At 45.1% G+C, this 13,939-nt stretch carries 13 protein-coding genes; 7 read left to right on the top strand and 6 right to left on the bottom strand.

Annotated features, from left to right (window positions below):
• Positions 1-51: 51 nt before the first annotated feature.
• The 3 genes from H8S84_RS13015 to H8S84_RS13005 form a co-directional block, all read right to left on the bottom strand.
• A complete protein-coding gene (locus H8S84_RS13015) occupies positions 52-660 on the bottom strand; it encodes a superoxide dismutase (RefSeq protein ID WP_187067766.1) in 609 nt (202 codons plus the stop codon).
• A gap of 77 nt (positions 661-737) precedes the next feature.
• Positions 738-1,193 carry a nucleoside deaminase gene (locus H8S84_RS13010; RefSeq protein ID WP_230407170.1) on the bottom strand — a complete coding sequence of 152 codons (456 nt, stop codon included), beginning with the start codon at positions 1,191-1,193 and terminating at the stop codon, positions 738-740.
• A 115-nt stretch (positions 1,194-1,308) separates the two neighbouring features.
• Positions 1,309-1,860 carry a hypothetical protein gene (locus H8S84_RS13005; protein WP_230407169.1) on the bottom strand — a complete coding sequence of 184 codons (552 nt, stop codon included), beginning with the start codon at positions 1,858-1,860 and terminating at the stop codon, positions 1,309-1,311.
• A 191-nt stretch (positions 1,861-2,051) separates the two neighbouring features.
• Here H8S84_RS13005 and H8S84_RS13000 point away from each other — a divergent pair, with 191 nt between their 5' ends.
• Positions 2,052-2,489: a hypothetical protein gene (locus H8S84_RS13000; protein ID WP_187067764.1), complete on the top strand. Its 438-nt coding sequence runs from the start codon at positions 2,052-2,054 to the stop codon at positions 2,487-2,489.
• A 145-nt stretch (positions 2,490-2,634) separates the two neighbouring features.
• Here the strand turns inward: H8S84_RS13000 and H8S84_RS12995 are convergent, their stop codons facing one another.
• A complete protein-coding gene (locus H8S84_RS12995) occupies positions 2,635-6,267 on the bottom strand; it encodes an ABC transporter permease/M1 family aminopeptidase (RefSeq protein WP_187067763.1) in 3,633 nt (1,210 codons plus the stop codon).
• Between the two features lie 56 nt (positions 6,268-6,323).
• On the bottom strand, positions 6,324-7,235 hold the full coding sequence (locus H8S84_RS12990; protein WP_187067762.1) for an ABC transporter ATP-binding protein: 912 nt from the start codon (positions 7,233-7,235) through the stop codon (positions 6,324-6,326).
• A gap of 246 nt (positions 7,236-7,481) precedes the next feature.
• Here H8S84_RS12990 and H8S84_RS12985 point away from each other — a divergent pair, with 246 nt between their 5' ends.
• From H8S84_RS12985 to H8S84_RS12970, 4 genes are all read left to right on the top strand, one after another.
• On the top strand, positions 7,482-7,877 hold the full coding sequence (locus H8S84_RS12985; protein ID WP_187067761.1) for a GtrA family protein: 396 nt from the start codon (positions 7,482-7,484) through the stop codon (positions 7,875-7,877).
• Between the two features lie 27 nt (positions 7,878-7,904).
• On the top strand, positions 7,905-8,321 hold the full coding sequence (locus tag H8S84_RS12980) for a hypothetical protein (RefSeq protein WP_187067760.1): 417 nt from the start codon (positions 7,905-7,907) through the stop codon (positions 8,319-8,321).
• 91 nt (positions 8,322-8,412) lie between these two features.
• Positions 8,413-8,796, top strand: coding sequence for a lysozyme inhibitor LprI family protein (locus H8S84_RS12975; RefSeq protein ID WP_187067759.1), 384 nt, complete (start codon positions 8,413-8,415; stop codon positions 8,794-8,796).
• Positions 8,797-8,905: 109 nt separating this feature from the next.
• Positions 8,906-9,412: a hypothetical protein gene (locus tag H8S84_RS12970; RefSeq protein WP_187067758.1), complete on the top strand. Its 507-nt coding sequence runs from the start codon at positions 8,906-8,908 to the stop codon at positions 9,410-9,412.
• An 8-nt stretch (positions 9,413-9,420) separates the two neighbouring features.
• Here the strand turns inward: H8S84_RS12970 and H8S84_RS12965 are convergent, their stop codons facing one another.
• Entirely contained in the window at positions 9,421-11,058 is a 1,638-nt protein-coding gene (locus tag H8S84_RS12965; protein ID WP_187067757.1) for a glycosyltransferase family 39 protein, read from the bottom strand.
• A gap of 89 nt (positions 11,059-11,147) precedes the next feature.
• Here H8S84_RS12965 and H8S84_RS12960 point away from each other — a divergent pair, with 89 nt between their 5' ends.
• Positions 11,148-12,053, top strand: a complete 906-nt coding sequence (locus H8S84_RS12960; RefSeq protein ID WP_230407168.1) for a glycerophosphodiester phosphodiesterase — start codon at positions 11,148-11,150, stop codon at positions 12,051-12,053.
• A 71-nt stretch (positions 12,054-12,124) separates the two neighbouring features.
• A complete protein-coding gene (gene aspS, locus H8S84_RS12955; RefSeq protein ID WP_187067756.1) occupies positions 12,125-13,885 on the top strand; it encodes an aspartate--tRNA ligase in 1,761 nt (586 codons plus the stop codon).
• The last annotated feature ends 54 nt before the right edge of the window (positions 13,886-13,939 follow it).

Genomic DNA, 13,939 nt, shown 5'->3' with positions numbered 1-13,939 from the left:
AAAAGCCCCGCCGTTTCCGGTGGGGCTTTTCTGTTAAAGTATAAAGTATACTTATTTTGCTTCGTTGTAACGACGGGTTACCTCATCCCAGTTTACCACGTTCCAGAAAGCGTTAATGTAGTCCGGACGACGGTTCTGGTAGTTCAGGTAATAGGCGTGCTCCCACACATCCAGGCCAAGAATTGGCTGGCCGCCGCAACCTTCTGCAAACGACATCAGCGTGTTATCCTGGTTAGGAGTAGAGCAAATCTCCAGCTTTCCGCCTTTTACGCAAAGCCATGCCCAGCCAGAACCGAAACGAGTAGCCGCAGCTGCGTTAAATTTCTCTTTCATCTGGTCGAATGAACCAAAAGCAGAGTTGATTGCATCAGCAAGTTCGCCGGAAGGTTGGCCGCCACCGTTAGGAGAAAGCACTGTCCAGAACAGGTTATGGTTGTAGTAGCCACCACCATTGTTACGAACAGCTTTGTTGTCTTCTTTAACATTGCGCATAATCTCTTCGATGCTCATGTTCTCCATGTCAGTGCCTGCGATAGCCTTGTTCAGGTTATCAGTGTAAGCCTGGTGGTGTTTTGTATGGTGGATTTCCATGGTGCGCGCATCGATGTGCGGCTCCAGAGCATCGTAAGCATAAGGTAGTTTCGGAAGTTCGAAAGCCATAGTTTTATGTATGTTTATATGTGAAAAATTATATGTCGTACACAGTTTTAACGTGTACGTCTTCGTTTCAAAGTTAGTTAATTTCTTTTTCCTGCAAAGAAAGACGACATCAACTCGGCGCATTCCTGTGCCATAACGCCGCTTACCATCTCTGTCTTAGGGTGCAGTAAATTACCTACACGTCTATAACCGCGCTTCGGTTCTGATGTTCCGAATACCACCCGCTTTAGCTGTGCCCAATAGCTGGCGCCGGCACACATCACACAAGGCTCTACGGTAACATAAAGCGTACACTCGTTCAGGTATTTGTTTCCCAGGTATTCGGCAGCTGCTGTCAGGGCCAGCATTTCGGCATGGGCTGTAACGTCGTTCAGCTTCTCGGTCTGGTTATAAGCTTTGGCTATAATACGGTTATTGGCTACCACTACCGCACCTATCGGAATCTCGCCTTCCTCAAACGCCTGCTGCGCCTGCCTGTAGGCCTGCTGCATAAAATGTTCGTCGCTATGTATCGATAAAAAATCTGTTGCCATAAGTGCAAAGGTATAAGATATGCTGGTTTACGAAAGGTATACTTCCGTTTAGGCATGTATAGAACAAAAAAGCCTCCCTTTTGCAAGAGAGGCTTTCTTAAAGTATAAATGACATTTATACTTTTATCTTGATAGAGCTCATTACTTCACGCATCGTTTGCTGCCAGTCGTTTTTCAGCATAAAAGGTGCATGCATGGTAAACACCATCAACTGGTTACCTTTTATAGTATACTGCACGATGCTATACTTTTGAACAGGAGCCAGGTTTGTTACGCCACGCTCATCTGCCATTTTGGACACGAACTCGAAAACAATGTATTGCTCTCCTTTTATATCAACAATTTCTTCACGGATGAAATCCACGTCGGTGAATCTCTCCAAGAGGTTTGCCTTATATACTTCTTGCAGCATGTTCAGGTCACGTGACCTGAATGGAGTACCCTTCTGTGTTACGCTGAAATCAATCTGCCCATTAGGGCTGGTAAACACGGCAAGCGGCTTGGTAGTGGCAGGGTAACGGCGTGCTATCCCATCATCGGGCATTGGCGTGAAATCACGCGGCAGCATAACAGAAATCTCTTTGCTGATCTGGGTTTTCTTGAGTTTGGCTTGACCAAAAGTGGCTCCGGCCAGAAGTAAAATGGCTAAAAAAGCTATGTAACGCATATTCATATGTATGGAGGGGCAAAGCTATAAAATTATTGAGTAAAACGGCGAATCTACCGGATTTAGTGCAATTACTTTGCCAAAGTACCTAACGCAAAAGTGGCCTCTAAAATTCCTGAAGTACATCCTGATGCAGTTATTAACGTTATACTTGAGAGCAACTAAAGTATAAATCAAATTAACCTATAACTATGCTAGACAACATTATAGACCAGGTAAAGGGACAACTGACCGGCGAATTGCAAAATAAATTTCATTTGCAACCTGATGCGGCCAACCGATCTGTAGACCTGGCCAAAGATAACCTGCTGCACGAAGTTAAAAACAGAGCTACCAGCGGCGATGTAGGTGGCGCCATGAATATGCTAAAAGGTGATGCTGGCGGCTCTGGAGTTAATTCGATGATAAGTAAGTATGTTACCGATCTTACTTCTAAAGTTGGAATACCCGAAAACATAGCTCAGCAGGTGGCGCCCTTTGCGATTAACTTTATTATCCAGAAAGTGTCCGGTAAAATGGCATCCGATAATTTGGGCCAGTCAGATATACTGGGCAGCCTGGTGGGGGGAAGTATAAAAGATTCGCTTGGCAAAGGCCTTGGAGGTAAGTTAGGCGGGCTATTTAAGTAGAACACTGCTCAAACAAGTATAAAAACAAAGAAGCCATACTCATTGAGTATGGCTTCTCCCTAACGTCACGTAGATTTTTAGTGCGTAAGGCAATTCTTACTTACATCTCACCTTAAACAAGTTTGCCTTATTGCCGGTGCTGGAATCAGCCTTCCGACAATGTCTTTGTATTATCCGATGGATTTCGGTCTATCAGGATATTGTATGGATCGATGCCTGCTTTAGCTGGCTTTTTATCCACAACGAACTCAAATTTATTCTGGCCCGCCTTTAGCTTGTGCTTTTTAAGGTACAGCGGCTGGTCCTGCCATTGCCCGTCAACTTTCTCACGGGCAAGTACACCGATATCAATCCAGTCATTCATAACGGCTTCGCTTTCAGAACCTAAACTGTCGGCATAAAGTTTCTTTGCGTCAACTGTAAAATTGACTTTATACTTTCCATTTTTAAGTTTGGTGTATTTTGCCTCGGTAGCCTTGTTCTCGTAAAGCGTAATGTTTTCGAACATATCGGTTACGAGGTACTGCAACGAGTCTGGAGCGGCGGCACGAATATACTGCATGAACTCGATAGAATTAGTATAGGGCGCCTCCTGGAAAGCAACTTTTTTTATGTAGCGCTGCAGCGCATCGTTCAGCTTATCTTCACCGATGTAATTGGCCAAAGCATACATTACCAGACTACCTTTTCTGTAGTGGATATAGCCTTGATTTTCAACACGGTAAAGTGGCATTTCTTTTTTGCTTTCAGCGGTTCGTCCTGTTAAGTAAGAGTTTAACTCATACTTTAGGAATTTGTTCATGCGTTCTTCGCCATACTCATGCTTCATTACCATCAAGGCACTATACTGGCTCATGGTTTCAGACATAAGCACAGAGCCCTGTACATCGCCGCCAATTACCTGGTGTGCCCACCATTGGTGCGCCACCTCGTGGGCTGTGATGTAGAACGGATAATCAATATCCTCAGGGTCGCTGTCGTCTACATCGGCAATAAAGCCAATAGCCTCAGAAAACGGAATGGTGTTCGGGAAGGCCTGCGCAAAGGAGGCATAGCCCGGGAACTCGATAATGCGGACCTGGCGGTGCTGGTAAGGGCTGAAGTTAGCTGTAAAGTAATCCAGCGACTTCTTCACACTCTTCACCATGCGATCGAGGTTATACTCGTGGCCTTTGTGGTAATAAATCTCAATGGCCACTTCTTTACCGTCTTTACTTTTCCATTTGTCTTTGAGTACCTCATACTCTGCCGATAAGAAAGAGTAGAAATTAAGGATAGGAGCATCCATCTTGTAATGGAAGTAACGGCGTCCGTCTTTGGTCCATTCTTTCTGCAAATAACCAGGGGCAATGGCAATCTGGTCCGGCACAGTACTCACGGTAGCTTCAAAATTAATCCAGTCGGCTTCCTTACTGATGTAGGTGTTCTTTCTGGCTTCCGCATCGTTTACATCGGCCATGCGTAGTTTAGGAGCCAGCCCATGTTCTTTGCGCACATCATCATCGCTAAGCTCAACAGCCTCCTGGTAACCTATTTTAGGCAGATACTGGCTGTTGATGAAAGTGCCGTTGTATACAATGTTCGTGTTGGAACCGCTATTTCTGAAGCCTTTGGTTTCGTACAACAGGTCCATGTTCAGCTGCAAGGAGTCACCGGGCTGCAGCGGCTGTGCCAGGTGATAAATATGGTAGCCATTCTCTTTATCAGTAAGCACAACTTTGGCTTGTTTCGCAAACTCAAGCTGTTTAATCTCGATGTTATCATCCAGCATGATGTGGATAGAGTCGATCGGCTGGTTGTGCTTGTTCTTTAACCAAAAGTAGCCCTGAAAAGCAAAGGCACGCTCATCCGGATAAATATCTACATTCAGTTTTACATCGGTAATGCGAGGCTGCGGAATTCCTTCATACTTCTTGTAGGTCTTCTCAAACTCAGCCTGAGCCTTTTCCTGGGCATCAGAATTGCGGTAGTCATTCAGAACATTGGTATTGTAGTAAATGTAGCCGCCTGTTACCATAAATATAGCCATAGCTGCACCTGTTACAGCCATAGTTGGCTTACTAAGCTGCAAAGCGGCCAGTTTAAAGCGCCACTTGATCATCGACTCGGATCCCCGCACCCACAGCATGTTAGCCAGCACGGCAAGTATAATGGCAAAGGCTGCCCAATAAACTTTGAAAATGGTGAAAGGCCATACAAAATGCCCGTAGCCGTTCATGGCAGAGTAAGTTATACCCGGATCGGAGTTGAAGCTGTACAGGTTATGCTCCCAGCCTAGCTGACCTTTAAAAATGTTCAGCAGGAAGTATACTACCATTACAAAATGGCCAAGATACTTGTTGTTCACGATCACCTGCACCAGCATCGCCAGCACGCAAAGCATCACGTAATCTATCAACTGCAGCCCGAACAGCCCTTTTATGTAGATGTCCAGTTCATAGTTGTAGTAGCCTTTAAACGTTTGGATAATGATGCCGCAGAACATTACTACAAAGAGCAGTACTACCTGCACCAGTATAAGGGCTAATAGCTTAGAGGCAAAAGGCACCCAATTGGGGATAGGGAGCGCGTCGTACATTTGATTGATGCTGTTATCGCGCTCACGCCACACCAGTTCTCCGGCATAAAAGGTAATAATGATCAGGATGAACAACGCAAAGGTGCCATTAAGTACTATGATTGTTGAGGAGGTGGTAGGGAACACAGTTGTGCCATACATTTGGCCAATATTGGCGCCTGCAACAAACAGAAAAAGTATACCAGCTGTAACAATAGCAATAAAGTAAACGCTTTTTATCACACCTTTAAACTCCAGCTTGGTAAGCTTAAGGAACTGCTGCCAGCTAAGTTTAAATGAGAAGTGTTGGCTAACTTTAGGTAAGGCCAGGCGCTCCGATGGCACAAAGGCACCGGCCGCCTCTGCGCTGTTACGCCTGCGGAAAAGTTTGAGGCCTGTATTGGCAAAAGAGAAACTGAAACGGAAATAGCAGAAAGCCAGTATCACGAGACCTATGCTGGTCCAGAGGGCGCGGTTTAACAGGACATGCTCGCTAAACGGCAGCATAAGCGTATTGCGTTCGGCAATGGTCCAGTAGCGTTGTGTATAGTAAATAGCCGATGCACCCATTGGGTCGACTAGGTTGGCAACAGTTTCGTTATCTAAGTCAGCTGTAAGGCTGCTGGAGACGCCGTAAAGCACCAGAAAAATAACACCTCCCACGTAAATAGAAAGCGCACTGCGTGTCAGGGTAGCAAGTGTAAAGAAAATGGACCCGGTAAGTATAAGATTTGGGATAATAATGGTCAGGTAAGGCTGCAGGTACCACATCAGGTTAAACGGCCCGATCTTGTCTGGCTCAACCCACGGCATAACTGTACCAGCCCAAGCGCCCACAGCTACACCTAAAAACACTAACAGCGTGATCAGGAATGAGCCGAGGAAGCGGCCAAACAGATAACCTGCCTTTGAAATTGGCGTGGTGTAGTATAGGGAGTGGGTCTTATGTTCGAAATCCCTGAAGATAGGCGTCCCCATCATGGCAGAGGTTATCAGCACACCAAACCAGCTGAGCAATGTTACAATCCAGTTGATCTGATAAGGAGAATTGGCGTTTACTTTACCACCACTGGCATCACCGATAATAACACCGCCGCCAAAAGCTCCAGCCAGCGCCAGCATGGCAAACAACGCCATCAGGAACAGCAGGCCAAAGTATATATAAGTAGCAGGCCGCTTTAGCCTGTACTTTAATTCGAATAAGAATATCTCTTTAAACATGGCTTAATAATTATGAATTAAAAGTTAAAAATTAGAAATGGTGTTTAATCCAACTTCTAATTCACAACTAGCTCTTGCTCATTTGCTTGCTCTTTTCGGCTTGCCTCATATATTTTGCTGAAGTACACATCTTCCAGGTCTGGAGCAATAGCTTCGAATTCCGGGCCGGGTTGTACCTCAGAGAGCACATGTATGATTGTTTTGCCGGCAAACAGGCGCGATGAGATAACTTCATGCTGCAGTTGGTGCTGCACCAGTTCGTCTTTGTGTATAAACTTGCGCCAGATACAGCCTTTCAGATCATTTATTACCTCAAGTGGGTCGCCTTCTAGTAGTACTTCTCCTTTGTTGATGATGGCAAAATTGCGGCAGAGGTCTGTTACGTCTTCCACAATGTGCGTGGAAAGTATAACGATGATATTCTCTCCGATCTCGCTAAGCAGGTTATGGAAACGATTACGCTCAGCAGGATCCAGGCCGGCAGTTGGCTCATCCACGATAATGATTTTAGGGTTGCCTAGCAGTGCCTGTGCAATTCCGAAGCGCTGTTTCATACCACCAGAATAGCCACCCAGGTTCTTTTTGCGCACATCGTACAGGTTTGTTTGCTGCAGCAGCGCCTTTACTATTTCGTGGCGCTCTTTGGAATTGCTGATGCCTTTTAATACAGCAAAGTGATCCAGCATTTCTTCGGCAGACACTTTAGGGTAAACACCAAACTCCTGGGGCAGGTAGCCCAGCACCTTCCGCATCTCCTCCTTTTCACGCAGCACATCCAGGTCACCCAACATAATGCTTCCCTGGTCAGCCTCCTGTAGGGTGGCAATGGTGCGCATCAGCGATGATTTACCCGCACCGTTAGGTCCAAGCAAACCAAACATGCCCTTAGGGATGGTGAGGTTAATGTTTTTTAAAGCTTTAGTACCGTTCGGATAAGTTTTGGATAGGTTCTGAATGACTAGTTCCATGGTTAGTGTTTGTTTAGGTGAAACTTACTAATAATCAATTAAATAATTCTTAGTATTCATTCAAAATAAACTATACTAATCAGCAGCTTTTATCGACAAATTAAACTTAGAATCAGGTGCTTATCGATAGATGCTGGGAGGAGGTGGATGTATGGGGCAGCAGATTTGGGTTGGTTGCCTGTATGAAGTATGTTACTTTTGCAGTTGCTGTTGCTACTACACCTTTGTTACAGCAATCTGAAGCTAATGTCGGAATACCTGCAAAATCTCTTTTTTAAGTTTCTCAAGTTCGGCACTGTCGGATTTTCGGGCCTGCTGCTAGATTTTGGTGTTACCTATGTAGCCAAAGAAAAACTGCGATGGAATAAGTATGTGGCTAATAGCCTCGGGTTTATACTTGCCAGTGCCAGTAACTTCTACCTTAACCGCATCTGGACCTTCCGCAGCCACGATCCTGAGATAGGCTGGCAATACTCTAAATTTTTGGTGGTGGCACTGGTAGGGCTGCTGCTAAATAACTTTATTATTTACATTCTCACTGATCGCCTCCGGTTTAATTTCTACGTGGCAAAATTCTGCGCCATTGTTATCGTGTTCTTCTGGAATTTCTCTATAAATTACCTGTATACTTTTACGAGGTAGTTGGGTAAAATCAAAAGTATATAAGAGATGAGTCCAAAAGTCAAAGGTGACATTGAAAAGTTGATAGGTTATTCTATTGATTTTGCAGAGACTCTACTGCTTGGCTCTGGTGAATACTACCCATTTGGTTCAAAGATTAGCTCATCTGGAGAATTGACACCACTTAGTTACTTTGACGAAGAAGAATTCCCAGAAAGTCAAAAGATAATAAATGGATTGACCTCTGTTTTTGAAGATGCTCTTAATAAGAAGGAAGTTAGAGCATATTGTATAGCTTATGATGTGAGAGTAAAAAATGAAAAGTATGACGCTGCAACAGACGCTCTACTTCTATCAATCAAACATGAAGATGTTGAAGGAAGACTGACTTATTACTACCCTTACGAATTAGGAAATAATAAGAAGTTGGAATTTCTTGAGCCTTGGGGTGAGCACGAAAACTAAAAGTGTCTTTACCCAACACAGCACATGAATTATACTTCGGCTACGCCTCATTCTCCTTGTGTACAAACCGTTATTTTCAAAAAATGAAAGCATGAGAAATTCATTCCTGTTACTCTTCCTGACATTTGCCTTTACCAGTGCCTGGGGCCAGGGACAGGCGAAACAAAATTGCGAAGATCCGCAGACACAGTTGGAGATGAATATTTGTGCAGCTGAAGACTTTAAAAGGGTCGATGCAGAGCTTAATAAAGTGTACAAGGAGATAGTTTCGAAATTGGAGCCGAATTCGAAGGGACTGATGGTAAAGGCGCAGAAAAGCTGGCTGGTTGTAAGAGACAATCATTGCGGTTTATATGAGCAGTTCTACCAGGGTGGTTCTATTATGCCGCTGATGTTATATACTTGCAAAACTGAGTTAACGCAGAATCGGATAAAGGAATTAAGGATGATTCTACGGGAAGTGACAGAAGAGTAAATGAAGTCCAATCTTACAGAAAGCAGCTGGAGTACAGATTGTGTGTGAGGCGCCACCAGTGGTAGAGAGTTGCTCTGTTTACCTGTAAATCTCTAACGATTAAATTCACATGACTAAGAAAACAACATTGCTTTTAATAATCCTGCTTTGCGCTACAATGAGTGCATTTGCTCAGAAAAGCTTTGAAGAATGGAATAAAAATTACAATTCAATAAATCTGACTGAGATATTAAAGTATGAGCAGGAATATGCTGATAGTATTGATGTAACACTTGGGAAAAGTAATTACTACACCAGAATTGCAAAGTATAGGTTCATGGCCACTTACTTGGGAGAGTCCAGAACAGTAGATACAGGAGTAATGCGCTCGATGCTGAATGTATTTAAGTTGTTTGGAGGTGACACCGAGGCGATAAAAAATGATGTTAAAAGCGAGTATCTCTTTCAGGTAGGAGATATAACGTTTTGGGCTCCTATACAAAGCCAGCTCGAAAAGCCGCTCAAGAAGGAAGTGAAAAAAGGAGAGTCAGTAAGATTATACTGCTTGTTCTTGAACGAACATTCCAGTAATGGCCTTTACAACTCATTTCTAATTTCAGAATTCTATAAACATTAAATTCAGGTTTACCTCACCACCTCATAGATCTGCACATGTTCATCCTTGTGCACGCGCGGGTTCAGGAAGTGTAACACCTTATCGTATAAAGAGGGCGTAACGGTATGCTCCAGCTTCAGGTTTGGAAACAGGCTGTTTAGTCGGGCCATTCGTTCTTCCATGTCGTCGGTGCCCACTACTACCACATAGTCTGGCTTATAAGGTGTAGATTGTATAACAGAGTCGAGTGTGGCTGTAGTTTTATCGCCGTTCAAAGTATAAACCATCACGAATTCCTCCGGCAGCGGCTTTCTGCCTTCCAGGTAATCTTCCCACACCATGTCATCATCAATAACATAGTAGTCATAGTCGGCGCTGATGCGGTTTAGATAGAAGAGGGGCGGTGTCTTTACGCTGTGGTTACCGAACTCCAGTACTACAGCATCCAAGTGCTGCTTTTCAGATAAGTACACTAGTGGTGCCACACGACTTTTCTTAGTATAAGTAAAGGCGAGGCCAACAGCTGCCAGGATATTCACAACCCAGAAGAATCCCCAGGACACAGCTAAAAGTTTTCGTCGCTTACTCCAGAACGCAGAGGTTCTCACGAAGTCCTGCCAGCCAGTTACACCGAGTATCATTACCAGTGGCAACAGCGGAAGTATAAAACGCTCCTGTTTATTCGGGAACAGTGAGTGCGCCACAAAAAAGATCAGACCACCCCAGAACAGTGCAGGTGCCAGTTTAGCTGTACGGGAGTATCCCACAACTAAAAAGGCGCTAACCGGAGGCACCAAAAAGCCAAGTATAGTTAAAGCAAAACGATAAACTGGACCTGTGCTATAGCCATACGCATGTTCTGTGTTGTAGAGAAAATATGCTACAATTGAGTGAAAAGGATAATCGAAGTAAATAATGTCGATGGTGCCTTGTATCAACATAGCTGCTACGGCAAAACCTATCAGCAGCGAAATTGACTCTTTCCACTGTTTTCGGTATAGCAGTACTAAACCTGCTCCAGCTCCCATCAACACTGTATGATATCGGAATACAAAAGAAAGCGCAAACAAAGTACCAGCCCAGAAGTATGGCATTAGGCGTTTTCGCGCTTCTTGGTCCTGTCGCAGCATCAAGTAAAATGCTGCCATAAACGGCGGAATGCACACCATCTCCACCAGATTCCGCACACTCATAAAAGGCATAAACCACACCAGTGCCAGCATAAGACCTACCAGCCTTGCGTTGGTTTTGTTAGACAGGTGTTCGGTTATTTTATAGCCAAAATACACAATAAGCATCGAGTACAGCCCGTGCAGTACACGCACCACCGTCATTTTTACATCAGGGCTATAGATGCCCATCGCCTCTAAAGTATAAAATAAGCCATAGTGCAGCAGCACGTACAGCATGCTGTGGCGCGGCGGCATAGGTTCATTCAACCAGAGTGGCAGCCCATCCAGCCAGCCCTGTGCAATGGTAATCACATCAAAATGATCGTCGCTAAATGCATAACCTTTAGAAAAAAAGGCTGCCAGCATCCGGAACACAAAAGCTATGATAAGTATAACCGACAAAGGTATCAGGTAACGCTCCTGTGGTTGCTGGCCCAGTGTGGCGGCATCGGCAGTAAATGCTTTAGCTACAGATGTTTTGCTTGTGCTTTGCATAGGCTTGTGGTTGTGCAGGTGCAAATTTAAGGGTATTTAAAAAGAATTGGTGTTACCTTCGCTTTATAATTGCTACAAAGCCCTTAAAATTGAAAACAACAAGAGAAAGAATAGCTAAAAAAGCAGAGCGAGGCCGCAGTACTGGTTGGCTTATGATTATAGCCGGAGTGCTGGTGCTGGGTGTGTTTGGGTTCCTGTATTACCCGTTCGGTCTTGGCGCTAAAATTAATTCTGATGTGCAGGTGCTGGGGCACGCCGGTTCCGGTTTTATGTCGCCATTAAGCCCGTTTAACCCATTGCCTGCCAATAGTATGGCCTCCATTGTAAAGGCTATGGAAGAGCATGGCGCTGATGGCGTAGAAGTGGATGTGCAGTTGAGCAAAGACGGTGTTCCTATACTTTACCATGATGTTGACCTTAGCTCAATGACAGAAAAGATTGGCCTGATAGAAAATCATGCTGCTGCAGATGTTATTGGGCTAAAGTATAAAGGGGGCTTCTTCTATGATCTTTTCCACGACGAAGAGATCATAACCCTGGAGGCAATGCTACAGCGCTTTGCTATTTATCCCGAACTGCCTGTGCTGCATATAGACCTTCGTAACCATGATCCGGAGCGGCATTTATACTACGCGCAAACGCTTCTGGAAATGCTGCAGAAGTATGACTACCCATTCGCGAAGCTGATGTTTATCTCTCCAAATCCTGATTTTCTGAAGGCTTTCAGGCAGGTAAATCCGGACACTCCACTGATGCTGGATACAGGTGGCGACTTTGAGGCAGCCTTTAAGATTGCTGTTGAACGTAATTTTGATGCCATTTGCGCTGAAGGTAAAAGCGTTTCTGCAGAACAGATCAAAAGAGCCAAGGATCAGGGGCTGCAGGTAACGCTGTTTGGCGGTAAGTCGCGCTCACGCATCACCAAAATGATCAATCTTGAGCCAGATGCCATTCAGGTTAATAATGTAGCTACCATGCGCGACCTGCTGGAGTAAACAACTTAGGCTTTGATAAAGTAAACGATAAGTACTATTTATTACATTTGCATAAAACTATACAAGACACTATGCTCCGATCTCATACTTGCGGCGAATTGCGCCTAGACAACGTTGGTGAAGAAGTAATTTTAACCGGATGGGTACAGCGCCTTCGCGACAAAGGCGGTATGCTGTGGGTGGATATGCGTGACCGTTACGGAATTACGCAATTAACTTACGAAGAAGGGATTACGCCACAAAACCTGATTGATCAAGCCCGTACGCTTGGACGTGAGTATGTAATAAGAGTAGTTGGTAAGGTAGTAGAGCGTTATTCGAAAAACGACAAAATCCCTACCGGTGCTATCGAGATCGTGGTGCATAAACTGGAGGTGCTAAATCCTGCCAAGCTGCCGCCGTTCCTTATCGAAGACGAGACTGACGGAGGTGATGACCTGCGCATGAAATACCGTTACCTGGACCTGCGCCGTACACCTGTGCGCCGTAACCTGGAGCTGCGCCACCGCATGATGCGCGAAACACGCAATTACCTGGACCAGCACTATTTTATCGAGGTGGAAACGCCTGTGCTTATAAAATCTACGCCAGAAGGTGCCCGTGACTTTGTGGTGCCTAGCCGTATGAACCCGGGTGAGTTCTATGCCTTGCCGCAGTCGCCGCAGACATTTAAGCAGCTGCTGATGGTGTCTGGCTTCGACAGGTATTACCAGATCGTGAAATGTTTCCGCGACGAAGACTTACGTGCTGACCGCCAACCTGAATTTACCCAGATAGACTGCGAAATGTCTTTTGTAAAGCAAGAGGACGTGCTGAACATGTTTGAGGGCTTTATCTCTTACCTTTTCGAAAAGGAGAAAGGAATTAAGCTGGGCAAGCTGCCACGTATGACCTATGCAGATGCGATGAAATACTATGGTTCTGATAAACCAGATACCCGTTTCGACATGCGTTTTGTGGAGCTGAACCACCTGGTAAAGAACAAAGGTTTTAAAGTATTCGACGATGCAGAGCTGGTAGTAGGTATCAACGCGAAAGGTGCAGCCTACTATACTCGTAAGCAACTCGATGAATTGACGGATTTTGTGAAGCGCCCACAGATCGGTGCCACAGGTCTTGTTTATGCCAGAGTTAATGAAGACGGAAGTATAAAGTCATCTGTAGATAAATTCTATTCTCCTGACGATCTGCAGCACTGGGGTAGCGCTTTCCATGCTGAGCGTGGCGACCTTATACTTATACTTGCCGGAAACAAAGACAAAACACGTAAGGCTCTGAATGAGCTGCGCCTGGAAATGGGTGAGCGTCTTGGCCTGCGCGATAAAAATGTGTATTCTCCGCTTTGGGTAGTTGATTTCCCGCTGCTGGAGTGGGACGAGGACAGCAACCGTTGGCATGCCATGCACCATCCGTTCACATCGCCTAAACCAGAAGATATCGAATTGATTGATGATCGTCCGGGTGACATCAGGGCAAATGCTTACGATATGGTGATAAATGGTGTAGAAGTTGGTGGCGGCTCTATTCGTATCCATGACCGCAGGTTGCAGGAGCAGATGTTTACTTTGCTTGGCTTTTCACACGCAGAGGCAGAGGCACAGTTTGGCTTCCTGATGAACGCATTCGAGTACGGTGCTCCGCCGCATGGTGGTATTGCCTTTGGCTTCGACAGGCTTTGCACGTTGTTTGGTGGCTCAGAGTCTATTCGCGATTACATTGCCTTCCCGAAGAACAACTCAGGTCGCGATGTAATGATAGATGCGCCTTCCCCAATTTCGGATACGCAGCTAAACGAGTTACACATAAGAATGAAAAATATTCCGCACCAGTAACAGCGGGTTATCAACTAAATAACAGAAGGGCCTGCCTCAGAAATGGAGCAGGCC

Source organism: Pontibacter cellulosilyticus, assembly GCF_014306105.1.
Classification (GTDB): Bacteria; Bacteroidota; Bacteroidia; order Cytophagales; family Hymenobacteraceae; genus Pontibacter; species Pontibacter cellulosilyticus.
Note: the sequence above shows the minus strand (reverse complement) of the source record. Positions and strands in the feature narration are given on the sequence as shown.

Excerpts from the sequence above, each read along its gene's own strand:
- H8S84_RS12975 (WP_187067759.1), top strand. The coding sequence starts at position 8,413 with ATGAGAAATTCATTCCTGTTACTCTTCCTGACATTTGCCTTTACCAGT.
- H8S84_RS13010 (WP_230407170.1), bottom strand. The coding sequence starts at position 1,193 with ATGGCAACAGATTTTTTATCGATACATAGCGACGAACATTTTATGCAG.
- H8S84_RS13015 (WP_187067766.1), bottom strand. The coding sequence starts at position 660 with ATGGCTTTCGAACTTCCGAAACTACCTTATGCTTACGATGCTCTGGAG.
- H8S84_RS12995 (WP_187067763.1), bottom strand. The coding sequence starts at position 6,267 with ATGTTTAAAGAGATATTCTTATTCGAATTAAAGTACAGGCTAAAGCGG.
- H8S84_RS12985 (WP_187067761.1), top strand. The coding sequence starts at position 7,482 with ATGTCGGAATACCTGCAAAATCTCTTTTTTAAGTTTCTCAAGTTCGGC.
- H8S84_RS13000 (WP_187067764.1), top strand. The coding sequence starts at position 2,052 with ATGCTAGACAACATTATAGACCAGGTAAAGGGACAACTGACCGGCGAA.
- aspS (WP_187067756.1), top strand. The coding sequence starts at position 12,125 with ATGCTCCGATCTCATACTTGCGGCGAATTGCGCCTAGACAACGTTGGT.
- H8S84_RS12980 (WP_187067760.1), top strand. The coding sequence starts at position 7,905 with ATGAGTCCAAAAGTCAAAGGTGACATTGAAAAGTTGATAGGTTATTCT.
- H8S84_RS13005 (WP_230407169.1), bottom strand. The coding sequence starts at position 1,860 with ATGCGTTACATAGCTTTTTTAGCCATTTTACTTCTGGCCGGAGCCACT.
- H8S84_RS12990 (WP_187067762.1), bottom strand. The coding sequence starts at position 7,235 with ATGGAACTAGTCATTCAGAACCTATCCAAAACTTATCCGAACGGTACT.
- H8S84_RS12965 (WP_187067757.1), bottom strand. The coding sequence starts at position 11,058 with ATGCAAAGCACAAGCAAAACATCTGTAGCTAAAGCATTTACTGCCGAT.
- H8S84_RS12970 (WP_187067758.1), top strand. The coding sequence starts at position 8,906 with ATGACTAAGAAAACAACATTGCTTTTAATAATCCTGCTTTGCGCTACA.